Here is a 23,485-nt window from a genome sequence, read left to right as displayed (position 1 = left end):
TTCTTCTGTATAATATATTTAAAGAATTATGATTTTATAACTTACTTTACATATTTTTTGAAAATTATTTTTAAAAAATATTTCTAAAGAATAAAAAAGGAACTGTATTCAAAATACAGTTCCCAATCTATTAATCTATTTTTAGGATAGACATGAATGCTTCTTGTGGAACTTCTACAGATCCGACTTGTCTCATTCTCTTCTTTCCTTCTTTTTGTTTGTTTAAAAGTTTTTTCTTTCTTGAGATATCTCCACCATAACATTTAGCAAGAACGTCTTTTCTCATAGCTTTAACAGTTTCTCTAGCTATGATTTTATTTCCGATTGCTGCCTGTATTGGAACTTCAAACATTTGTCTTGGAATAACTTCTTTAAGTTTTTCTGTAATTCCTTTACCTTTGCTATATGCACTTGATTCTGGAACTATCATTGATAATGCATCAACAATCTCACTATTTAGAAGTACATCAAGTTTAACAAGAACTGACTCTTCATAACCCTTAAGTTCATAATCAAGAGAAGCATATCCTCTAGTTTTTGACTTAAGTGTATCAAAGAAATCATATACAATCTCATTAAGAGGCATATCATATTCTATAATTACTCTTGTTTCCTCTATATATTTAAGGTCAATATACTGACCTCTTTTAAGCTGGCAAAGTTCCATTATAGCTCCAGTATACTCTGAAGGTGCTATTATTGAAGCTTTAACCATTGGTTCTTCCATTTTAGCAATTTCTGCTGGATCTGGAAGATTTGCTGGATTTGTTAAATCAAACTGCTCACCATTAGTTTTTGTTACTTTATATATAACTGATGGTGCTGTTGTGATAATATCTAGATTAAATTCTCTCTCCACTCTCTCTTGCATAATTTCCATATGTAAAAGACCAAGGAATCCACATCTAAATCCAAATCCTAAAGCAAGTGATGTTTCTGGCTCAAATGTTAAAGCCGCATCATTGATTTGTAGTTTTTCTAAAGCATCACGAAGTTCCTCATACTTTGAACCATCTACTGGGTATATACCTGAGAATACCATTGGCATAGCAGCTTTATATCCTTGTAATGGTTCTGCTGTTGGGTTATTAGCTTCTGTTACAGTATCACCAACTCTAGCATCTTTAACATTCTTAATTGAAGCTGTTATATATCCAACTTCTCCTGCTGTTAATTCTTTTACTGGGAACATTCCTGGTGTAAATACACCAACTTCTGTAACTTCATATACTTTTTCTGTACCCATAAGTTTTATCTTAGTTCCTATTTTAACTTTACCATCTCTAATTCTTACATATGATACTACACCTTTGTAACTATCATAATATGAATCAAATATTAATGCTTTAAGTGGAGCATTTTCATCTCCCTCTGGTGCAGGAACTTTCTCTACTATCTCTTCTAAAACATCTTCTATATTAAGTCCTGTTTTAGCTGAAATAAGTGGACAATCTTCTGCTACAATACCTATTACATCTTCTATTTCTTTTCTAACCTCTTCAGCTCTAGAGCTTGGAAGGTCAATCTTGTTTATTACTGGCACAATTTCTAAATCATTATCCATTGCTAAATAACAGTTTGCTAGTGTTTGAGCTTGTATTCCTTGAGTTGCATCAACTACAAGAATTGCTCCCTCACACGCTGCAAGACTTCTTGAAACTTCATATGTGAAGTCTACATGTCCTGGAGTATCTATAAGATTTAATATATATTCTTCTCCATTTTCTCTCTTATATACAAGTCTAGCTGCTTGAGATTTGATAGTTATACCTCTCTCTTTTTCTAGATCCATTGTATCAAGAACTTGTTGCTCCATTTCTCTTTGAGTTAAAGTTCCTGTTTTTTCAAGGAGTCTATCCGCAAGTGTTGATTTACCATGGTCGATATGTGCTACTATTGAAAAGTTTCTAATAAATTGCTTTTTATCCATAATTCAATCTGTCCTTTTTTTATAAAATTTGAACAGTGTTCACCCCCATTGTAAAATAAGTCAAGTTAGATTATACCATAACTTATATTATATTATAATCGTTACTCTTATATTTGGGTAACAAAATTTTTAAAACAATCGATACCATAATCTATAGTATCAATAACATATAAAAACCCTCTACCTATATATGTCTCATTTAAATTCAATGAATACTTCCCCATAAGTAATATAACTCCGTCCTTTGTATCATAAGTTTTAAAGAAACTTTCATCCTTTGTTAACTCTTCTATATCAAGACCTGTATCTTCTTTTATTTTTTCATAATCAATATCAGTCTTTTCATATTTACTATTACTAAAGGTACTTGTTGCTTTTAAATTAATTGTAAACACAGCCCATGTTCCCATTATCAAAATGCTAGAAAATAATATAGCATATAAAAATTTTCGCAAAAATAAAACACCCCCTAAATTACACTATCTATAAGGGTGTCCATTTCTATCTATATATATTCATTTTAAGGATTATTATTTTTATAATGAACCTCTTCAGCTATAAGTCTTGCTACATATTTAGCTGTTGCATGTACTTCTTCTGGAAGATTTGGCTCTCCTCCAACTTCTATAAGTGTTGTATTTTTCATTATATCCTGATTATATTTACTCAATCCCCTATTCACAGTTCTTATAGGTTTTGCAAGTCCTGGAAATAAGCTATTTGCCATACTATACATTCTTTGGTTCATTGCATTTGTAGAGTCAAAATACTGACTATTTCTTGTATCCACAAATATTATTGCTCCAACATTTTCACCATTTACTTCTCTTGTTACAGCATGTTTTTTATCCATACCTACCCCATCTCTATGAAGATCTATAACAATATCAAACTCACCATACTGCTCACTATATTTTTGAACTGTTTCTCTTGACCTTTTATATGAATCTTGATACATTACATCATGCTTTGTTTCATCATGTATAACAGAAATTCCATAGTATTCTTCAAGTTCCTTTGCAATTAAATCCCCAACTCCAACAATATTACTATTTTTATCTGCTGTAAAATTCCCCTTTACATTAAATCCTTCATCACTATGCGTTTGGTATAATAAAACTTCTGGATTACTGCTATCAAGTTCTTTAACTATATCTGCATTTCTAACTCCACTTGGGTCTACTTTTGGCTTATCTTTAACTTTTTCTTTATCTATATTATCATCATTTAAAACAAATGATTCTATATCATTTTGTGTTTTTATTTCTGCCTTTGCAAGTTCATTAAAACCTCCAAATCCTGGAATTTGCATAGCAAGTATCGTACTTGAATTTATTTTATCTATTCCAAGTGTCTCTTTAACTAAGCTTTTAATATCCACTATTGACTCCTCATAAGAAGCCTCATCATAATATGTACCTTTAACCATTGGCAGTCCTGCATTTAAAATTTGTACATATGCATGTGAATCTCTTGTTTCATTATCTAAAAATATCTTAACAAATCTTGTCATAAAAACTAAACTTAAAACTAAAAACAATAATAAACCAACTGGAAAATCATTATTCTTTCTCCGAACATTATGTTGCTTTTGTATCACAAAATATCCCCTCCTCTCTAAACAATATATGAGGAAGGGACAATTATTATGTTATCTATTTTGAGAACTCCATAATTTCCATACTATCAATATCTGGTTGCAATGCTATGTTAATTCCATTAGCTATAACCTTTGATGTACAACTTATAATTTCATCAATTTCTTTTGGTGTTACTATTAAATCACCAACATAAGGATTTAATAAATTTCTTATCATTATAGATTTTTCATTTCTATCTATATTTTTAAGCATTTCATAAAAATCTTTATTATCTGTTTTTTCTATAAGCTCATCTATAACTAAATCAATTGCATCATTAGCAATTGTTCCTGCATCTACAACCATAGGAACTCCAACTGCTATAACTGGGACTCCTAAAGTTTCTTTATTTATTTTCATTCTATTATTTCCAACACCCCCACCTGGTGATATTCCTGTATCTGAAATTTGTATGCTTCTTGAAACTCTTGAAAGTTTTCTTGACGCAAGTGCATCAACACATATCACCACAGCAGGTTTAAGCTTATCTACAATCGATTTTATTATCTCAGCTGACTCAATCCCCGTATTTCCAAGAACACCTGGTGAAATTGCACATACAAGCCTTAACTCATCACTCATTTCTTCTGGTGCAAGTTCACTTAAATGTCTTGTTACAAGTATTTTTGATACAACATTTGGCCCAAGTGAGTCTGGTGTAACATCAGAATTTCCAAGACCTACCACAAGTGCCAAATCATTTTTTTTAATATTTATTACCTTCTCAAGACATCCCGCAAGTATATGTGCTGCTGACTCTGTCATTCCAAAATCATAGCTATTGCAAATCGGCATATCTATTGTTATGTACTTTCCTATATCTTTACCAATCTTCTTTTTACCTTCTTCATTTATAACATTAACAGTTGTAACCTTGATTTCATCAATGTTTTCTTCTTCAACTATTATTCCATCAATTTCTCCTTTAGTGTGTTTTTTAAATATTTCACTTTTCTCTAAGGCTAAGTCAGTTCTAACATTAAACATATAAACACCTACTTTTAAAATTTATGTATATTAGTATCTTGTCCACTTTCTAATTATTTATCCAAGCTTAGAGTTTGATTATCTTTTTAAATTTTAAAAAGCCCTTGAATTTATAAAATTTAAATGCTATAATTACCTTTGTTAAATAATGAACTCGTATGCAGTTTCCCCAAATTGCATATATGTTAAAACATTGAAAGGGGTGAACTAGAATGGCAAATATTAAATCATCAAAAAAGAGAATCAACGTAACTGCTACTAAAACTTTAAGAAATAAGATGCTTAAATCAGCTCTTAAGACTGTTATAAAGAAATTTGAAGCAGCTGTTGAAGCTAAGAATATCGAAGAAGCTAAAGTTCTTTATACTTCTGCTGCTAGAACATTAGATATGTCAGTAAGCAAAGGAATAGTACATAAGAACATGGCTGCTAGAAAGAAATCAAGATTAGCAAGCAAGTTATCTGCTATGGCTTAATTTTTTATGGTGTTAGACATCTAACACCTTTCTTTTTTAGTAAGAATTTTTTTATTCTACTAAAAAAAGAAGTGCCTTTTATCGGCACTTCTTTTTTTATATATTTTTATTTAAACTAAAATATTTATAACCATAAGCTCCATCTCTGTTCTTCTATTAAGATTTGATCTACTCTTAAGGTTTTTCTCTGTTTCAAGGCTTAAACTCAATGCCTTTTTAATAACAACATCACTAAATCCATTACTTTGTTTTGAAAGTTTATCAACTATAAAGTTAGGAAGTCCCATCTCTCTTGCAACTTCTTCAGTTCTCATACCTGCATTAACTGCATTTTTTATTGTGTATAACTTTTGGAACTGCCCCTGAACAAGCCTTAGTACTGAAAGTGGCTCTTCACCTTTATTAAATAGTTCATTCATTAAATCTATGGCCTTACTTGGCTTTTTCAATGAAATAAGATCTATCAAATCAAATATATCATCTTCACTATTTCCTTGTTTCATCATATCAATATCAGCTTTTGTTATTTCTCTACCAACAGTATAATTTACAAGTTTATCAATTTCTCTCTCAATTATATCAAAATTACTATGGACAAGTTCACTAAAATATCTAAGTTCTATCTTGCCAATATCTTTTCCTTTTGATTTAAATATTTGTTCAATTCTACTATAAAGTCTTACACCTTTTAATTTCTCTACTGAAACAATTGTGCAGCCTTTTTTCTCAAGTGCTAGAAGCTTTCTAACTTTATTTGCTCTATCTCTTTTATCATTTAAAAGGAAGTACGCTATAAGAACTGTACTTTCTGGTGGATTTTCAAAATAACTCTTTGCTTTTTCATAAAAGCTTTTTGATTCACTATCACATTTATCTTTAAAAAAATTTGCTCTTGCAATAACAACGGCTCTTTTTTCAGTCATAAATGGCAATGTTTCACATGCATTCATAAAAGTATTAAAATCTAAATCTATCGCATCATATTTGACCATATTTAAATCTTTAAACATAGGGTCTATTGTTTTTGATATAATTTTTGATATTGCTTCTTTTATAAGTATTTCATCAAGTCCACAAAAAACATATACATTTTTCAGCTTATTTGCTTTTAAATCTCCTTCTAATTTATCCAAATCTATCACATCTAAATTCCTCTTTCATCTATATAAATTCTATCTTTAATTAAGATTGCTTTTTCATCATTATTTAGCAAGTCAATTATACCACAATTCTGCCCTCTTAACATAATAAAAGACTCATCTATGTCGCCTTTTATTATTATCTTCATTTCTCCATTTCCATATACTAATTTATTTTTATTTACAGGTACTATCTCACTTACTCTATATTCTTTCGCTAATGCCTTTATAAAATAATCTGAATCACTATTTGTGTAAGCTATTCTACTAAATCCAGACCTTATAATAATTGCCTTACTAAAGTTTTTTTCATATACAGACACAGTCGTAAAAAAAGAAAATTGAGATAATATTAATAGCCCAAGTAACATATAATTAATCTTTATATATACCCTTGAAAGGTGTCCCTTATACATTAAATAAAACACCATAAAAATTAAAAGATATATAACTGCATAAATATCATCACAGTAATATGATTTGATTGAATAATACTTTAAATATTCTAATATTACTTCAAAAACTCCAAATAAAAATTTTAATATACTATTCAAAAAAACAAAACTTATTTTAAGTAAAAATAAAATTACAGATAAAATCCCAAATGGAAGTGCTATATAAATTACCGGTGTTAAAAATAAGCTTCCTAGCAAAAAATTCATTGAAAACTCACCAAAATATATTATTAAAATAGGATAAACAAATACTTGTGCTGAAAAGCTAAGTGATATTGATTTGCTAATAAACTCAGGAAGCCTCCTAAACGCATACTGAAACCTCTCACTAAATAAAAATATGCCAAGTGTTGCAAAGTAACTCAGAAGAAATCCAAGGTCAAATATATAAGCAGGCTTTATAAGAATCAAAGGAATAGCTGATAAACCTAGTGCTGTTATAGAGCTATAATTTTTATTAACTTTAACTGCAAGTTCTAGTATTATAAGCATTGTAAAAGCTCTCATACCAGATGCTGTAAGCCCTGTTATAATTACATAGATAAAAGTTATTGGAATTGCTATTTTTTCATTTAAAATCTTTTTAAGCATAGCGTATAAAAAAACTATATGAAATCCAGAGATACAAATAAGATGTAAAATCCCCACATCTTTAAAATCTTCCTTCATTCCATCTTCTATATAATCCTTATTTCCAAATATTAAAGCTGTTGCTATTGCACCTTTACTTTCTCCTATTTTTTCTTTTATATATTGATAATATCTTACACTTATATTTCTCAAATAATATACAAAATCTTTATCTTCTTTTATTAGTTTTTTTAAAAATAAATGTCCATTATTATTTCTTTCCATACTTATTTCTTCTTTAAACTTCCCACTAAAACTGACTTTCGTATGTACATCAAGTGGTTTATTTGAATATAAATAAAATTCTCGACCTCTATGACTTGCTATGTAATAATCATCATAACTTTTTTCTATTCTAACTGTGAATATATCCGCTCTATTAACTCCAAAATTATAATAAGATACACTCGCACAGAGTCCTATAATCATAAACAAAATAACTATAATAAAGCATTTTCTATCATATATAAAAAAGAAAAGCACAATTATAGGTACAGTAAATATTACTGCCCCAAATTGCACTTTTTCATAAGCAACATATATTAATATTCCAAGTAGACTAGCTACTAAAATATCTATTATTGGATTTTTAAATTCTAACTTTTCTATATACTTCACACAATCACCCTATATGTGATTTTTGCCATCTTTTTAAGATTAATTCAATAATTGTATAAATAATTAAAATTCCTATTAAAATTAAAATCCCTTTTAAATTTATACTTTTTAAAATAAAAACATAGCATCCTATAAAGATTAAAAATACAAGAATATTAATTATCGAAAGTTTTTTACTTTGTGTATTTTTAATATCTATACTTCTAATTAATACACTAATCATTATGAAGTAATACATAACTGTAAAACTAACAAAACTTATATCTAAATATTTTTTTAAAATGCTTACTGCTAAAATAAATAATGCAACTCGTATAACAACTGTTATAAGCTCTTTTATTATATCCCTACTAGCATAATTATCTTCTACGTTAAATTCTAAATATGATATTAATGGAATTATTAGAATATTAAATATAACTATTGGAATAGTGCTAAAAGCTATTTTATCAAACATAAATATACTATAAATCAATAATATTAACTGATATATAAATATTGATTTATAAGTACTTAAAGCTTGTCCTAAATATTCAACTAATTTAATTCCTTCTGTACTAAGTACTAAAAAACTTTCTAGCATATTTTCTTTTATATTAAAACTACTCATTTTTTTCAAAAGTTTTGCTGGTTTTTCTCCTGAAACAATTCCAACATCTGATAATATAACACTTGGCATATCAGATAAATTTTCCCCAACAGCAGCTACTGAATATCCTTCACTTGTGAAAAGAGATATTATCTTACTTTTAATTGCAGGGGTAATTCTACATAGCACTCTAGTTCTTGATAAAACATCTATAAATTCATTCTTTTCAAGTGCTAATAATTCTACTCCTGATATAACTTCTTCCATACCCTTTGCAATATTTAAATCCATCGCAAGTCTTGTTGCAGTAATTTTATTATCATCTGTAATCATAATTGGAAGAACATTATTATTTTTAAGTTTTTGAATCATTTCTTTTGCATTATCTTTAATCTGATTTTCAAAACCTACTATTCCCACAAAAACAAGATTACTCTCAACATTTTCATCCTCACTAGGTTCATAACTAAAACTTCTATATGCAAATCCAACTGTTTCATATGATTTATTTGATATGTTAAAATCTATCATTCTTATTTTTTCTATATCAGCATCTGTAATCTCTCTTTCTATTCCATCAATCATAATATATTTACAAGCATTAAGCACTTCATCAACATATCCCTTGACACTAGCTCTATAATTTTTTCTAACTCTATTGACGCTAGTTCTAATACCATCATCTGACCTATTAAATATATTTGGTTTCTGCCCTAAAATTGTTGCCTTAAATATCCCTTTAGAATTACAAAACTTAAGTATTGAACCATCTATAATGCTTCCACTATATTTATTCTCTTCCCTATTAAAAGTTGAATTATTATTAAGTATTCCAATCTCTAAAACTCTCTCTATATTTGTGTTTTTAGTATCAAGATTTTTCATATCATCAATAATTTCTTCTGATGTATATATAACCTTAAAATTCATACTATTTTCTGTAAGTGCAGAAACTTTAGGAATAAAAAATACATCTATTCTTTCAAGTCTTTCTAAATACTCAATACTTTCTATATCTATATTTATTTCATTTAAACTTCTTTTTTTCATCTTAAAATAAATACTTTCTGTTGTTCCAAGATTTACTGTACTAGCTAAAAACCAAATAAGTGGTATTAGCTGACTATTATGCTTATTATCTAAAATTAAAAATGTTGCTGTTGTAAAAATGCAAACTAACGTTAAAATTACAACCGTAAATCTTGAATTAAGACTTATATCATCGCCTATTATCTTACTTCTAAGGTCAGACACTTTTAAATAGCTTAAGAGCCTTCCAATTTGAGTGTCATTACCGATACTTACTACTATTCCTTTTGCACTTCCACCAGTAACTCTTGTCCCCCTAAAGACCATATTATTAATCTCAGATAAACTTTTAACTCTTTCTATTCTTGCACTATGCTTTCTAACATCACTATCTACTGATGTTATATTCCTTTCATTAACTGTTAAGTTTTTTTCTTCTATAATTCTTATATCTGCTGATATAATATTTCCTTTTGCTAAAAAAACAAGATCACCAACTGTTAAAATATCAGCTTTTACAGTATCACGAACCCCTGACCTTATAATACTTACATCTGTATAATTAAGAGATGATAATTGTTCTGACTTTTTCTTTTTTCTTCTATATTCTAAAACCCTTAAAGTTATCTTTACAAGCAAAATAGCTACCATAACTCCACTTAAAATATATGATTTATATAATATTGAAACTACTAAAGCAATTAAAAGAAGATAAAAATCTCTAATTTTAAAAACATTTCTTATAGCTCCTTTTTCCATACTAATTTTAATTTTATTTTCCCCATATCTATCTACATTCTCAGAAAGTTGCTTATATGATAACCCTCTATCCTTATCACTATTCAACTCATTTATAACTTCATCAACACTTGAACTATAAAATGTTTTCACCATACATTCCACCCATCTATAAATCTTCGATTAGATTATTATATTACTTTTTTTCCCATTTGTCATTATTTTTTATAATTTGTATAATATTCTATTTTCCTTTAGGATTAAACATCAAAGCTATAATATAAGCGAATACAATAGCTCCTCCAATCCCACCTGAACACCCTTTAAGTCCCCCTGTAAATATACCAATTATCCCCTCTTCTCTAACTGCTTTCATAACTCCTTTTGATAAAGAATATCCAAATGAAGGCAATGGAACACTAGCACCTGCACCTGCAAATCTAATTATTTTTTCATATATTCCAAACAAGCCAAGCACAAAACCTATTGTTAAAAATAAAATTAACATTTTAGCTGGCTTTAACCCTGTCTTATCTTTTATAATCTGTCCTACAACACACATTCCTCCACCAACAACAAAAGATAAAATATATTTCATCTAGTTCTCCTTCTTCTCATATTCGATTGAAACTGCGTGTGCAATTCCTGCTATACTCTCACCTTGCATTATAGATGTAGAACTTAAGAGTGCACCTGTTGAAACTATTAATACCTTTTTAAAAGTTCCATTAAGAAGCCCTTTATATATATAAGAACATAGCATCACAGCACAACATCCACAGCCACTTCCCCCTGAACCAACTGATTGTTTTTCTTTTTCAAAAATAATATCTCCAAAGTCTATATAATTTTTTTTAATATTATAGCCATATTCAAGCAAAAGATTTTCTGTCATCTCTTTACCAAGACTCCCTAAATCTCCAGTTGCAATTAAATCATAATCACTAGGATTTCTTCCTGTATCAACAAAATGTTTATATATAGTATCTACAGCAGCAGGTGCCATTGCAATCCCCATATTTTCTGGGTCTTTTACACCATAATCCTTAACTATTCCAGTTGTTACATATGTTAAATATGGATAATCACCAAAAGGAGCTAGAAGCATAGCCCCAGCTCCTGTCACAGTCCACTGTGCTTCATCTTTTCTTTGCCCACCATATTCTAGTGGGAATCTAAATTGTCTCTCAGCAGAGCAAAAATGAGATGATGTTGCAACTATTGAGTATTTAGAATATCCACTGTTTATAATCATCCCAGCAAGCGCTAAAGATTCTGTCATTGTAGAACAAGCCCCATAAAGCCCAAAGAATGGAATCCTAAGTTCTCTTGCTGCAAAGTTTGAAGCCATAGTCTGATTAAGTAAATCTCCTGCAAAAAGATAGTTTATATCTTCCTCTTTTAAATTTTTCTTTTTAATAGTTTCTTTAATCGCAGTATAAAGAAAATTGCTTTCAGCCCTTTCGAAGCTTTTCTCCCCTTTTTTATCATCCGAAATAATAATATCAAAATACGTACCATATGGACCTTCACTCTCCTTTGTTCCTACTATACTTGTTGCTTCTATAATTCTTGGCTTATTTTCAAGAATAACTGTTTGTTTTCCAACTCTTTGTTTAAACATTTATATAATCACCTCAAAAGCACATAATAAATAATATATAATTCCTAGTATAAAAGACTCTAAAACTCCAAAAACCAAAACTGGTCCAGCAATCTTAAACATATTAGAAGAAATTCCAATAATATAGCCCTCACTTTTATGCTCCATTGCAGCTGAAACCATTGCATTAGCAAAACCTGTTATAGGAACTAAAGTTCCAGCACCTGCAAAACTTGCAATCTTATCATAAACTCCAATTCCAGTTAGGAACGCCCCTATAAAAATCATTATAATTGGTAGTGCTACATTTGCTACCTCATTTGAAGTCCCAAAATAAATCATTATATTTTTTATAATCTCCCCACAAAGACATATACTTCCACCCACCCAGAATGCATGGAAGCACCTTTTTAAAAGATTACCTCTCTTTTTTTGATTAACTAATTCATCAAACTTTTTCTTCACTTTATTATCTTTTTTATATCTACTCATAAAAACTCCAATTTTAATTTATTCTTTTTTAGTATCTGTTTTTATCTACTCATTATTCAAAATAAACAAAAAAATAGCTCCTAAATAGTTAACTAACTACTTAAAAGCTATTTTTTATATTTTATTATGTCTCTCATTTTTAGTCATCCTTTAATTTTTCTCTTATCTTTACAAGTATCTTCTTTTCAATCCTTGATACTTGAACCTGACTTATACCCATAAGCCTTGCTACTTCGCTTTGTGTTTTATCTTTATAATAACGCAGTACAATTATCTTTCTTGCTTTTTCATCTAAACTTCTTATTGCATCTTTTAGTGCTATTCTTTCTATCATATCTGTGTTTTCTTGAAGATTTTCTGATAACTTATCTATAAATAATATAGGATTACCTTCACCCTGATGTATAGTATCATACAAATAACTCATATTATTAACTGACTCAAGTGCAAATAAAACTTCTTCCTTAGGCATCTTAACATGCTCTACAAGTTCTGATATTGTTGGTTCTCTGCCAAGTTCTTTTGCAAGTCTTTCCCTATCAAAATAAAGTTTTTGTGCTGTTATTTTAACATTTCTACTTACTTTTATCATTCCATCATCTCTGATAAATCTCTTAATTTCTCCAAGAATCATTGGAACTGCATATGTAGAAAACTTAACTTCAAAAGTTGGATCAAAATTTTGTATAGCTTTTACAAGTCCCATAGAACCAAGCTGAAAAATATCATCATACTCATATCCTCTATTTAAAAACTTTCTGCAAAGAGATGATACAAGAGGCGTATTAATTTCTATCAGTTCGTTCATAGCCTCACTATCACCCTCTTTAGCAAGTAAAACAAGTTCAGTATTTCTTGCATAATTAGGTTTTGTAGCTTTTATATTAGATGTTGTTTCCATAATCACCACCTATTCTACTTTACCAATTTTTTTCTTCATGATAACCTTAGTTCCAAGTAATTTATCACTTTCAATTGCTACTTCATCCATAAATGATTCCATTACTGTAAACCCCATCCCTGATCTTTCAAGTTCTGGTCTTGATGTATATAGTGGCTCTCTTGCCTGTTCTACATCTTCTATCCCTATTCCACTGTCTGAAACCATTATCTCAATAGTTTGCTTACAAATACTTAAATCTAAAGTAACTATTTTACTTTCATCATTTTGATATCCATGAATTATTGCATTTGTTACAGCTTCTGAAACTGCTGTTTTTATGTCTTGCATCTCATCAATTGTTGGGTCAAGCTGTGCTACAAGTCCTGAAACAGCTATCCTAGCAAATGATTCATTTTCTGATTTTGCTAAAAACTCAATTTTAATCCTATTTTCCATTATAATAAACCCCTCCCACTTATCATATACCGTAAATCAAACTATAAATTTTTAACAGCTTCATCTACACTTTTATAAACTTTTATAATTTTAAAAATCCCTGAAAGTTCAAAAATCCTCTTAATACTTCCCGAAACACTAGCTATACCAACTATTCCATTCCTAATAGATAGCTTTTTATATCTACCTATTATAACACCAATCCCAGAACTATCCATAAAACTAACCTCTGAAAAATCAAATATAAGTTTTTTAACATCTAGTCTATCCAATCTATCATCAACCTTAGTTCTAACTTCTTGCGCAGAATGATGGTCAAGTTCTCCACTAAGCTCCACAATAAGAAGTTTCCCCTTTGATTTAAAATCTATATACAATCAAAAAACACCTCCTACATTACAAGTAATCTTTTCCATATTTTACCATATTTATTTTTAATGGTCAACATATTATAAAATTTTATAGCATATATTATATGTAAAATCAAAATAGACACTCGCAAAAGCAAATGTCTATTTTAAATCTATTCATATTTTTCAAGTTCTAAGTTTATTGCAGTAGCAATATCTTCAAAAGTATTACCATCTTCCATCATTAAAATATCTATGGCATCATTTATATCTTTCATAGTATAAATATGGAATTCCCCTTTTTCTATCGCCTCTTCAACTTCTTTACTTAAAATCAATTCATCCTTATTACTCTCAGGTATTAAAACACCTTTTCCAATATGCGAACTAATTGTATTGCAAGTTCTAAAAAAACCTTCTATCTTTGAATTTACTCCACCAATTGGTTGAACATCTCCAAATTGATTAAGTGAACCTGTAACTGCAATTTTTTGATTTATTGGAAGTTTACTAAGTGCTGAAAGCATTGCTATAATCTCTGCAACTGATGCACTATCACCATCAAGTCCTCCATATAATTGTTCAAAACTAATATGAAAATCTACTGGGGTATCTTTATATGCATCTAAATAGTTATTTAAAAACCCTCTTAAAATATTTATAGATTTATTATGAATTGAACCACTCATATTACTTTCTCTTTGAGTATCTACAATTTTCCCTGTTCCCTTATAAGCTACACAAGTAATTCTTATAGGCTTTCCAAAACTCAAATATCCAGTATCTATAACTGATAATCCATTTATACTTCCAACTATTCTATCATTAATATTTATAAGTAATTTATTTTCTTTAAAAAGCTTTTGATATTCTGCCTCATAAAGACTTTTTTTATATGATGATTCTACAATATCTTGTGCTTTTATAATATTTCTCTTACTTCTTTTTGCACTTGTATTAGCAAGTGTTAATATTTTCTCAATTTCATCAACATCCCATAAAAGTCTATTTCTACTTCCAGACTTTCTCGCTAAATATTTACCAAGTTCATTTATAGCCTTATCTGTTATCTCAATAATTTCACCATCATCAACTAATTTTTTTACATAGCTAAATAAATTTGATTTAACTCTTTCAGTTAAATCTACAATAGAATTAACCTCTTCCATTACTCCAAATATTTTAGCAAAGTCTTCATCATTATTATAAAGAATATCGTAACTTGAAAAATCTCCAATTAATACTACTTTAATATTTATAGGTATATCTTCAGGTTTTAATCCATTTAAAGATAGAAAATCTAAATATGCACCTCTATCATAATTTAATGTAACTCTATTATTAAGCAGTGCTCTTCTTAAATAATAATATGCATTAGGATTAGTTAAAAGGGAATTAAGTCTTATAATTATGCACCCCTCATTAGCCTTTAAAATAGACCCTGGCTTTATCAATGATACATTTGTTGCATATCCACCGTTGCTACTACTTTCATATTCTATACTCCCAAATAAATTACTTATAGATGGGTCTTCTTCAAATATAACTCTTGGCTTTGCATAATTACTATTATCAACAAGAACATTAACAACATACCTTGTAAGCACTTCACCAATCTTTGCTTCATCATCTTCATAAATCATAGAATAATTTTCTACAACAATATTCTCTATCTCTTCACAAATATCTAGTAAATACTTTTTGGCCTTTAAAATCCCATCATCTGATGAATCTTCAAATTCTTCAAGTATATCTTCTTTTATATTTTCAGTTTCTTCTACTAAGTATGCTATAAAAATATCTTTTAATTTATCTATAGATTCACTTTCCATATCTGTTAACTTTTCTAATATCTCACTAGCATCATCTTTTAATTTATTCATTTTTTCTGTTAGTTCATAATCTAGTACATCTTCCTCTTCACTTTTTATATCTTCATTTAAATCAACATCTTCGTCCTCTTCTTCATCTTCAATAGGTATAAATGTAATTCCAACTGATGTTGCTTTAAGTTCAAATCCTTCATCTTTTGCAGCCTCTATAAGTTCTGCAATATAACTATTTCTTAGCTTACTAACATATCCTATTATTTTTTCTTTTTCTTCATTAATATCAGAGTTATAAAATGTAAAAATCTTATCAGTATACAAACTTATTATATTTTCTAAATATGTTTTAAGCTTGATACCATATGAATTTTTAATTAAAAGTGTTTTAGGTTCTCTATGATTATCATAAGTTATATAACAAATATCCTTTGGTTTATCCTTATTCATCATAAAACTATCTATATTTTTGACTATCCCTTTTAGCTTTTTATTAGAAAAGCTATCTACTAAATAAACATGAAAACCATCTTTATCTATACTAAGAGCATCCTCAATAGTTGTATAGACTTTACTATCCTCGCATCTAGATTCGCTACAATCTCCATCAACTAAGAAATTAGTGTTATAAATTATTTCCCTTGGAGTTAACTCTCTTTTCATAAAATTTCTACTTGAAAAATCAAGATTATATAATCTTAATTTATTAAAGCAGCTACCTCCTCTAAAGTAATATATTATATTAATATTCCTAAACACCTGAATTAGCTATTCATTTAGAGCAATTTCTTTTAAATTTATTTTCGACAAATTCTACGAACTATATATAAAACAAAAAATGCCATGCTATAAAAGCATGACATTTAAAATTCCTTCTAATTTCTAGTAAGATGAATCTGAAACTTTTCCTTCACAGATTGCAATTCCTGCTGAAGCACCAATTCTTGTTGCCCCACTATTAATTACAGCTTCTGCATCAGCTAAGCATCTAACTCCACCTGAAGCTTTAACTCCCATTTCTATTCCTACTGTTTCTCTCATCAGTTTAATATCCGCAGGTGTAGATCCACCTGTTGAGAAACCTGTTGAAGTCTTAACAAAATCAGCTCCTGCTTCTTTTGCAAGTTCACAAGCTTTAACTTTTTCTTCATCTGTTAATAAACATGTTTCTATGATAACTTTGTTTAAAGCTTTACCTTTTGATGCTTCAACCACAGCCTTAATATCATTTCTAACATAATCATAATCTCTATCTTTTAATCTTGCGATATTAATTACCATATCAACTTCATGAGCACCTTTTTCAATTGCATCCTTAGTTTCGAATGCTTTAACTTCTGTTGTATTTGCTCCTAAAGGGAATCCTATAACTGTACAAACTTTGACTTCACTTCCTGCTAGCATTTTAGCCGCTAGTTCTATGTTGCTTGGGTTAATACAAACTGAAGCAAACTTATATTCTAAAGCTTCCTTACATATTTGCTCAACACTTTCTCTACTTGCATCAGCCTTTAAAATTGTATGATCTATCATTGATGCTAATTTTTGTTTATCCATTTGTCATTCCTCCTATTAGTAAAAAACTATACCCTTATTATAAAACAGATAATTTGAAACGTCTACATTCTAGCCTTTTTATGTCAAACAATTCTTTATAATTTATAATTTTATACATTTTATTAATAAAATATATCAGTTTACTATATTATTAGTTACATAAAATCAGTTTTATAATCAATATCATTATGTTATAATTAATGTCATAACAACAAATTTATTTGTTATTAATTGGAATTATAATTATTTTGCATTGAAAAGGAGTATTATAATGGGATTTAAAGATAAAATGTCTAAGTATTACACAGATTCTTACATGAAAAAATATGGAGATAGATTAACATCTTTCCAAGGAAGTGTTCTTTCTGTAAAAGTTGAGGAAAAGAGCATACTTGGAATTTTCCATAAAATAAATGTTACTTTAATGGTCAGACCTGATAGAACTAAAATTGTTTCAAGATGTACTTATAATAAGAATCGTTGGTTCAAAAAGCCTACATTCCTTTCTGTAAGACAAGGAAATAATGTAATAATACAAGGTTTAAAGTCAGTTAAAGATACTAAAGAGTATACTGAAATAAGTAATCTACTTAACTTAACAACTAAGCAAGACCTTATACCAGTAGACCATTCTCAAATGAAAAGACAAAGACAGCAACAACCGAGAATGAAATAACATCAAAAACTTAGCTATTAAAAAGCTAGGTTTTTTTGCATAAAAAAAGCTTTCTATTTATAACTACTTACAAATAGAAAGCTTTTTAATTTACTTTTTAACTTTAATTAATAGATAAACACTATTTATTAATGCTATTACTGCTGAGAAGAATATTACAAGTAACCAATGTCTAAGTCCAAGTGCTACTGTATGGAATATTCCAGCAAAGAATGGTATATAAAGTATTCCAAGTAACATTAATACTGAAATTAAAACTGCACCTACAAGATATACATTAGTGAATAGTTTAATTTCAAATATAGAATGTCTTTCTGACCTACACTCAAATACATGTATAAGCTGTGACATAACAAGAGTTGAAAGTGCTATTGTTCTACAAGTATCTAAATCCATATTAAAATATAATCCTGATAAGAATGATAAAAGTGTACAAAGTCCTATAAGAACTCCTCTAATAGCTATCTTCTCTTTAAGTCCTCTTGCAAAGATACTTTCATTTTTCTCTCTTGGTGTTTGATTCATAATATCAGGGTCACCAGGGTCTACTCCAAGTGCTATAGCTGGCAGTCCATCTGTTGCAAGATTTACAAATAAAATTTGTATTGGAAGCATTGGTATTGGAAGTCCACATAAACTAGCAAGGAACATAGTTAAAACTTCCCCAAGATTACAAGATAAAAGATATCTTATAAACTTTCTTATATTATCATAAATAGTTCTTCCCTCTTCTACTGCCGAAACTATAGTTTCAAAATTATCATCCATAAGAATCATAGAAGCAGCTTCCTTTGTAACATCACTTCCTGATATCCCCATAGCAATTCCAATATCAGCTTCCTTTATAGCAGGAGCATCATTTACTCCATCACCTGTCATTGCAACAATATTTCCTTTCTTTTTAAAAGCCTTAACAATTCTAAGCTTATGTGCTGGACTAACTCTTGCAAAAATCCTAATATTATCAATCTTAGAATTTAAATCTTTCTCACTCATTTTTTCAAGCTCGTCACCAGTTATAACCTGATTATCTGAATTTGCAATTCCAAGATTTCTACCAATCGCAAATGCTGTATTTCTATGGTCACCAGTTATCATTACAGGTTTAATTCCTGCAAGTTTACATTTAAGTACAGAATCTTTAACTTCTTCTCTTGGTGGATCTATAATTCCAACAAGTCCAACAAACACAAGATTTTCTTCAATGCTATCATCATGCTTTACATTGCTTTCTTTATATGCACCTGCAATACATCTAAGTGCTCTCTTACTCATATTATCCATAGACTCTAAAATCATTTTCTTTTTTTGCTCTGTAAGAGTTCTTATAGTTCCATTTTCTAAAATATGAGTACATTTAATTAAAACTCTCTCTGGAGCTCCCTTAACATAAGCACATTCTCTTCCACCTTCATTTATAATTACAGACATCATTTTCCTAGATGAATCAAATGGAATATCAAAAACTCTATTAACATTTGATATTGCTGCTTCAAGTAAAGAAACTTCCTTAAAATATAATTTTATAAGAGCAGTTTCTGTTGGGTCACCATGAAGTGCCTTATCCATAATTTGCTTAGAAAAATCATAATTACAATCATTACAATAAACAAAACTTCGAAGAAGTTTAGAGTTTCTTGGAAGTTCTTTCTCATCAACTCTATAAAACTTTCCATCTACAAAAACTTCTTTAACAGTCATCTTATTTTGAGTAAGAGTTCCTGTTTTATCACTACATATTACAGATGTACACCCAAGTGTTTCAACTGCTGGTAACTTTCTAACAAGAGCTTTTCTCTTAAGCATTCTTGAAACTCCAAGTGCAAGTGCAACTGTTACAATTGCTGTAAGCCCCTCTGGAATTGCTGCCACTGCAAGACTTACTCCAAGTAGGAACATTTCACCTATTGGATTACCTCTTAATACCCCAAGAACAGTAACAAGTCCACAAACAACTAAACATATAATAACAAGAATTTTTCCAAGACCTTCAAGCCTTTCTTTAAGTGGTGATTTCTCATCCTCAATATTATCAAGCATATTTGCAATCTTACCCATCTCAGTATCCATACCAATTTGAGTAATCACAAGAAGTCCTCTACCTTTAGTTATAGTCGTCCCCATAAATAAAGAATTATTTCCTCTTTGCTCACTTTTATTAACACCTACTGACTCACCAGTTAATAATGATTCATCTGCCATAAGATTAGTACATTCTAAAAGTTCCCCATCTGCTGGAACTCTATCACCAGCCTCTAAAACTATAATATCACCTAAAGTAATTTCTTCTGTTGAAATTACCTTAACATTATTATCTCTTATAACCTTACAAGTTGGTGCTGACATAGCCTTTAATGCATCTAATGATTTTTCAGTCCTAAACTCTTGTATAAAACCAAGAACTGCATTTAAAACTACAATAATGCAAATAGTTATAGCATCTGCAATATCCCCCATAAGTCCAGAAATAACAGTTGCTCCAAGTAAAATCCATGTTATAAAATCATTAAACTGTGAAAAAAATATTTTAATCGCTGATATTTTATTATTTTTTATTATTTCATTAAACCCATACTTTTCTTGTCTTCTTCTAGCTTCTGAGCTTGTTAAACCTCGTGACATAACTTTTTGTTCTTCCAAAATTTCTCCCCCCATTTCTAATTAAAACTTCTTTCATAATATATGTTATGTATAGCAAATTTTAGAACTAATCTACCGAAGTTATTCACCTTAAAACTTTACATTTTATTGAACAAGCTTTAAAATATAATTATATTAATATGCTAAATTATTAATACACAAAGGAGATTTAAAAATGAAAGATGTAATTTATATTTCAGGACACAGAAATCCTGATACAGACTCAATCTGTTCAGCACTTTCATATGCTGAGTTTAAAAATAAAACTCAAAGCATACCTGCTGTACCAGTAAGACTTGGAAATGTTAGTCAAGAAACTCAATATGCTCTTGATTACTTTAACGTAGATGCACCTATGTTAATAGATACAATGAAATTAAAAGTTGAAGACTTAGACATAGATACAATAAGCCCAATAGCTCCTGATGCTTCAATAAGAAAAGCTTGGACTATAATGAGCGAAAAAAATATTAAAACAATGCCTGTTTCAAATGGGGATAATAAACTTGCAGGACTTATAGCTATATCAAATATCACAGCTACATATATGGATATTTGGGATAATACTATCCTTGCAAAAAGTAAAACTCCACTTGCAAACATAGTTGAAACATTATCAGGTGAAGTATTAACATCAGTTTCTGATAATACAGTATTCCCTGGAAAACTTGTTGTTGCAGCAATGCAACCTGAATCACTTACTTCATTCATAGAAGCTGGAGATTTAGCAATATCAGGAGATAGAGAAGATACTTTAGAAGCACTTATAAATGAAAAAGCTTCACTTATAGTTGTTACAGGTGGACATAAGGTTTCAGATAAGATAATAGACCTTGCTAGAGAAAATAGAGTTACTATGATTTCTACACCACATGATTCATTTACAACAAGCAGACTTATAGTTCAAAGTATTCCTGTTGAGTATGTTATGACAAAAGAAAACATAATATCAATCAGCAGTGATGAATTAGTTGATGATGCTAAGAGTACTATGACTCAATCAAGACACAGTAGTTATCCTGTATTAAATAGTGATAATAATATTGTTGGTATGATTGCTAGATATCACTTAATATCAACTCATAAGAAAAAACTTATACAAGTTGACCACAATGAAAGAGGTCAAGCAGTTGATGGTATAGAAGAAGCTGATATACTTGAAATCTTAGACCACCACAGAATAGCTGATATCCAAACAGCTTCACCACTATACCTTAGAGCAGAACCTGTTGGATGTACTTCAACAATAGTTGCTAAAAGATATTTTGAGAATGGTATTAAACCATCAAAAACAGCTGCTGGACTTATGTGTTCTGCTATACTTTCAGATACACTTATCTTCAAATCACCAACATGTACACCAGAAGATAAAACAATCTGTTTAAGACTTGCTGAAATTGCTGAAATAGATGCTATAGCTTACGGTAAAGATTTACTTAAAGCGGGTACATCACTTAAAGGTAAATCAGTAGAAGAAATCTTTAACCAAGATTTTAAACCATTTGTTATCCAAGGAACAAAAGTTGGAGTTGCACAGGTTAACACAATGGATATAGAAGGATTTATGGAAACACTAAAAGAAGAGATGCTTGACTATATGACAGAAAAAGCTACTCAAATAGGTGCTGATGTAACTATGTTATTATTAACAGACATAATAGAAGAAGGTTCACAGCTTCTTGTTGCTGGTAAAGACCCTGCAATAGCTGAAGAATCATTCGGAATTAAACTTGAAAATAATACTGCATTCCTTCCTGGAGTACTATCAAGAAAGAAACAAGTAGTACCTCCACTTACAAATGCAATAACAAAAAGATAATTAATTTTTTATAAAGGATGCACAAATTTGTGCATCCTTATTTTTTTATTTTTACTTAATTCTGTAATTTATAGTATAAAAAAAGAAGGCGATTTCTCACCTCCTATCTACCTCTTAAATTATTAACCATTCCCCACATTTCATCTGCTGTTTGAATACTTTTAGAACCAAGTTGGAATGCTCTTTGTGTTACTATCATTTCTGAAAATTCTGTACCAATATCAACATTAGATGCTTCTAAAAGTCCTTGATGCATAACTGTATCATCAACTACATCCATAACTGAACCTTCTCTTGGTAAAAATTTATTTGCACCTATTGATATATAAGGGTCACTTCCCTCTGCTGCATATAACGGTATTTTTCCTACTTCCATAAACTCTTCACCATTCTTAACCGTTATAATACCATCTTTATCAACAGTAAAGTTTCCACCTCTTAAGCTAATCTCTCCATTCTCTTTCATATTTAAAAATTCTTGATTATAATCTACTTCTAAAAAATCACCTTCTGAATTTACAATTTCACCATTAACATCAACCATAAATGAGCCTGCTTTAGTATAGGCTACTTGTCCACCAGTACTAATAACTTTAAACATACCTCTACCCTCAAGTCCAATATCTGTACTAAGACCTGTTTCCATAAGGACTCCTTGATAAAACTCTTTTGATAATCCACCAGCTATTACACCTGTTCCTGTATACCCTCCATTTTCTGTTACTGGAGTTCCTGCTCTTTCTAAAGACTCCTTAAACGAGTCTTTAAAACTAACATCAACTCTTTTATAACCTACTGTAGCCATATTAGCTATATTATTAGAAATTGCATCAAGTCTTATTTGATTCGCATTCATAGCACTTTGTCCATTCCATAAAATTCCGTTCATTCATCTCACCTCACTTTATATTAATTATCTAACTGAACCTATTTCACTTGCTGCTTTACCAAG

At 29.4% G+C, this 23,485-nt stretch carries 20 protein-coding genes; 3 read left to right on the top strand and 17 right to left on the bottom strand.

Annotated elements, in window-relative coordinates; all coding sequences use genetic code 11:
* Window positions 1-130: 130 nt before the first annotated feature.
* The 4 genes from lepA to gpr all read right to left on the bottom strand — a co-directional run bounded on the left by lepA (window position 131) and on the right by gpr (window position 4,557).
* Window positions 131-1,930, bottom strand: a complete 1,800-nt coding sequence (lepA, locus tag Q0V15_RS04230; RefSeq protein WP_297436322.1) for a translation elongation factor 4 — start codon at window positions 1,928-1,930, stop codon at window positions 131-133.
* A 107-nt stretch (window positions 1,931-2,037) separates the two neighbouring features.
* Complete coding sequence (locus tag Q0V15_RS04225) at window positions 2,038-2,385, bottom strand: hypothetical protein (RefSeq protein WP_297436320.1); 348 nt, start codon at window positions 2,383-2,385, stop codon at window positions 2,038-2,040.
* 65 nt (window positions 2,386-2,450) lie between these two features.
* Window positions 2,451-3,530, bottom strand: coding sequence for a stage II sporulation protein P (spoIIP, locus tag Q0V15_RS04220; RefSeq protein WP_297436318.1), 1,080 nt, complete (start codon window positions 3,528-3,530; stop codon window positions 2,451-2,453).
* A 55-nt stretch (window positions 3,531-3,585) separates the two neighbouring features.
* Window positions 3,586-4,557 carry a GPR endopeptidase gene (gene gpr / locus Q0V15_RS04215; protein WP_297436316.1) on the bottom strand — a complete coding sequence of 324 codons (972 nt, stop codon included), beginning with the start codon at window positions 4,555-4,557 and terminating at the stop codon, window positions 3,586-3,588.
* Window positions 4,558-4,769: 212 nt separating this feature from the next.
* On the opposite strand from gpr, the gene rpsT reads away from it, so the two are divergent.
* Complete coding sequence (gene rpsT / locus Q0V15_RS04210) at window positions 4,770-5,033, top strand: 30S ribosomal protein S20 (RefSeq protein ID WP_297436314.1); 264 nt, start codon at window positions 4,770-4,772, stop codon at window positions 5,031-5,033.
* Window positions 5,034-5,143: 110 nt separating this feature from the next.
* On the opposite strand, the gene holA is transcribed toward rpsT, so the two are convergent.
* The 11 genes from holA to deoC form a co-directional block, all read right to left on the bottom strand.
* Entirely contained in the window at window positions 5,144-6,175 is a 1,032-nt protein-coding gene (holA, locus tag Q0V15_RS04205) for a DNA polymerase III subunit delta (protein WP_297436312.1), read from the bottom strand.
* A gap of 2 nt (window positions 6,176-6,177) precedes the next feature.
* Window positions 6,178-7,875 carry a ComEC/Rec2 family competence protein gene (locus Q0V15_RS04200; protein WP_297436310.1) on the bottom strand — a complete coding sequence of 566 codons (1,698 nt, stop codon included), beginning with the start codon at window positions 7,873-7,875 and terminating at the stop codon, window positions 6,178-6,180.
* Window positions 7,876-7,879: 4 nt separating this feature from the next.
* On the bottom strand, window positions 7,880-10,387 hold the full coding sequence (locus tag Q0V15_RS04195) for a cation-transporting P-type ATPase (RefSeq protein ID WP_297436308.1): 2,508 nt from the start codon (window positions 10,385-10,387) through the stop codon (window positions 7,880-7,882).
* Between the two features lie 88 nt (window positions 10,388-10,475).
* Window positions 10,476-10,829, bottom strand: coding sequence for a stage V sporulation protein AE (gene spoVAE, locus Q0V15_RS04190; RefSeq protein WP_297436306.1), 354 nt, complete (start codon window positions 10,827-10,829; stop codon window positions 10,476-10,478).
* Entirely contained in the window at window positions 10,830-11,855 is a 1,026-nt protein-coding gene (spoVAD, locus tag Q0V15_RS04185; protein ID WP_297436304.1) for a stage V sporulation protein AD, read from the bottom strand.
* Window positions 11,856-12,326 (bottom strand): stage V sporulation protein AC, encoded by a 471-nt coding sequence (gene spoVAC, locus Q0V15_RS04180; protein ID WP_297436301.1) that lies wholly within the window; start codon window positions 12,324-12,326, stop codon window positions 11,856-11,858.
* Between the two features lie 139 nt (window positions 12,327-12,465).
* A complete protein-coding gene (gene sigF / locus Q0V15_RS04175; protein ID WP_297436299.1) occupies window positions 12,466-13,227 on the bottom strand; it encodes an RNA polymerase sporulation sigma factor SigF in 762 nt (253 codons plus the stop codon).
* A 9-nt stretch (window positions 13,228-13,236) separates the two neighbouring features.
* Complete coding sequence (gene spoIIAB, locus Q0V15_RS04170; RefSeq protein ID WP_297436324.1) at window positions 13,237-13,668, bottom strand: anti-sigma F factor; 432 nt, start codon at window positions 13,666-13,668, stop codon at window positions 13,237-13,239.
* A gap of 38 nt (window positions 13,669-13,706) precedes the next feature.
* Complete coding sequence (spoIIAA, locus tag Q0V15_RS04165) at window positions 13,707-14,042, bottom strand: anti-sigma F factor antagonist (protein WP_297436297.1); 336 nt, start codon at window positions 14,040-14,042, stop codon at window positions 13,707-13,709.
* Window positions 14,043-14,188: 146 nt separating this feature from the next.
* Entirely contained in the window at window positions 14,189-16,504 is a 2,316-nt protein-coding gene (locus Q0V15_RS04160) for an AAA family ATPase (protein WP_297436295.1), read from the bottom strand.
* 219 nt (window positions 16,505-16,723) lie between these two features.
* Window positions 16,724-17,398 carry a deoxyribose-phosphate aldolase gene (deoC, locus tag Q0V15_RS04155; RefSeq protein ID WP_297436293.1) on the bottom strand — a complete coding sequence of 225 codons (675 nt, stop codon included), beginning with the start codon at window positions 17,396-17,398 and terminating at the stop codon, window positions 16,724-16,726.
* Between the two features lie 271 nt (window positions 17,399-17,669).
* Between deoC and Q0V15_RS04150 the strand changes: the two genes are divergently transcribed.
* Window positions 17,670-18,074, top strand: a complete 405-nt coding sequence (locus Q0V15_RS04150; RefSeq protein ID WP_297436290.1) for a hypothetical protein — start codon at window positions 17,670-17,672, stop codon at window positions 18,072-18,074.
* 90 nt (window positions 18,075-18,164) lie between these two features.
* Here the strand turns inward: Q0V15_RS04150 and Q0V15_RS04145 are convergent, their stop codons facing one another.
* Window positions 18,165-20,729, bottom strand: coding sequence for a calcium-translocating P-type ATPase, PMCA-type (locus tag Q0V15_RS04145; RefSeq protein WP_297436288.1), 2,565 nt, complete (start codon window positions 20,727-20,729; stop codon window positions 18,165-18,167).
* Between the two features lie 160 nt (window positions 20,730-20,889).
* On the opposite strand from Q0V15_RS04145, the gene Q0V15_RS04140 reads away from it, so the two are divergent.
* Window positions 20,890-22,533 carry a putative manganese-dependent inorganic diphosphatase gene (locus tag Q0V15_RS04140; protein WP_297436286.1) on the top strand — a complete coding sequence of 548 codons (1,644 nt, stop codon included), beginning with the start codon at window positions 20,890-20,892 and terminating at the stop codon, window positions 22,531-22,533.
* A gap of 103 nt (window positions 22,534-22,636) precedes the next feature.
* Here the strand turns inward: Q0V15_RS04140 and Q0V15_RS04135 are convergent, their stop codons facing one another.
* Window positions 22,637-23,422 (bottom strand): flagellar hook-basal body complex protein, encoded by a 786-nt coding sequence (locus tag Q0V15_RS04135; protein WP_297436284.1) that lies wholly within the window; start codon window positions 23,420-23,422, stop codon window positions 22,637-22,639.
* Window positions 23,423-23,485: the final 63 nt, after the last annotated feature.

Source organism: uncultured Clostridium sp., assembly GCF_947036855.1.
Lineage (GTDB): Bacteria > Bacillota > Clostridia > Clostridiales > Clostridiaceae > Sarcina.
This window is presented reverse-complemented; position numbering and strand designations above follow the sequence as displayed.

Coding starts and splice junctions, on each gene's coding strand:
- Q0V15_RS04195 (WP_297436308.1), bottom strand. CDS start 10,387: ATGGTGAAAACATTTTATAGTTCAAGTGTTGATGAAGTTATAAATGAG.
- Q0V15_RS04150 (WP_297436290.1), top strand. CDS start 17,670: ATGGGATTTAAAGATAAAATGTCTAAGTATTACACAGATTCTTACATG.
- Q0V15_RS04160 (WP_297436295.1), bottom strand. CDS start 16,504: ATGAAAAGAGAGTTAACTCCAAGGGAAATAATTTATAACACTAATTTC.
- gpr (WP_297436316.1), bottom strand. CDS start 4,557: ATGTTTAATGTTAGAACTGACTTAGCCTTAGAGAAAAGTGAAATATTT.
- spoVAE (WP_297436306.1), bottom strand. CDS start 10,829: ATGAAATATATTTTATCTTTTGTTGTTGGTGGAGGAATGTGTGTTGTA.
- lepA (WP_297436322.1), bottom strand. CDS start 1,930: ATGGATAAAAAGCAATTTATTAGAAACTTTTCAATAGTAGCACATATC.
- sigF (WP_297436299.1), bottom strand. CDS start 13,227: ATGGAAACAACATCTAATATAAAAGCTACAAAACCTAATTATGCAAGA.
- spoVAD (WP_297436304.1), bottom strand. CDS start 11,855: ATGTTTAAACAAAGAGTTGGAAAACAAACAGTTATTCTTGAAAATAAG.
- spoVAC (WP_297436301.1), bottom strand. CDS start 12,326: ATGAGTAGATATAAAAAAGATAATAAAGTGAAGAAAAAGTTTGATGAA.
- Q0V15_RS04140 (WP_297436286.1), top strand. CDS start 20,890: ATGAAAGATGTAATTTATATTTCAGGACACAGAAATCCTGATACAGAC.
- deoC (WP_297436293.1), bottom strand. CDS start 17,398: ATGGATAAACAAAAATTAGCATCAATGATAGATCATACAATTTTAAAG.
- rpsT (WP_297436314.1), top strand. CDS start 4,770: ATGGCAAATATTAAATCATCAAAAAAGAGAATCAACGTAACTGCTACT.
- Q0V15_RS04145 (WP_297436288.1), bottom strand. CDS start 20,729: ATGGGGGGAGAAATTTTGGAAGAACAAAAAGTTATGTCACGAGGTTTA.
- Q0V15_RS04135 (WP_297436284.1), bottom strand. CDS start 23,422: ATGAACGGAATTTTATGGAATGGACAAAGTGCTATGAATGCGAATCAA.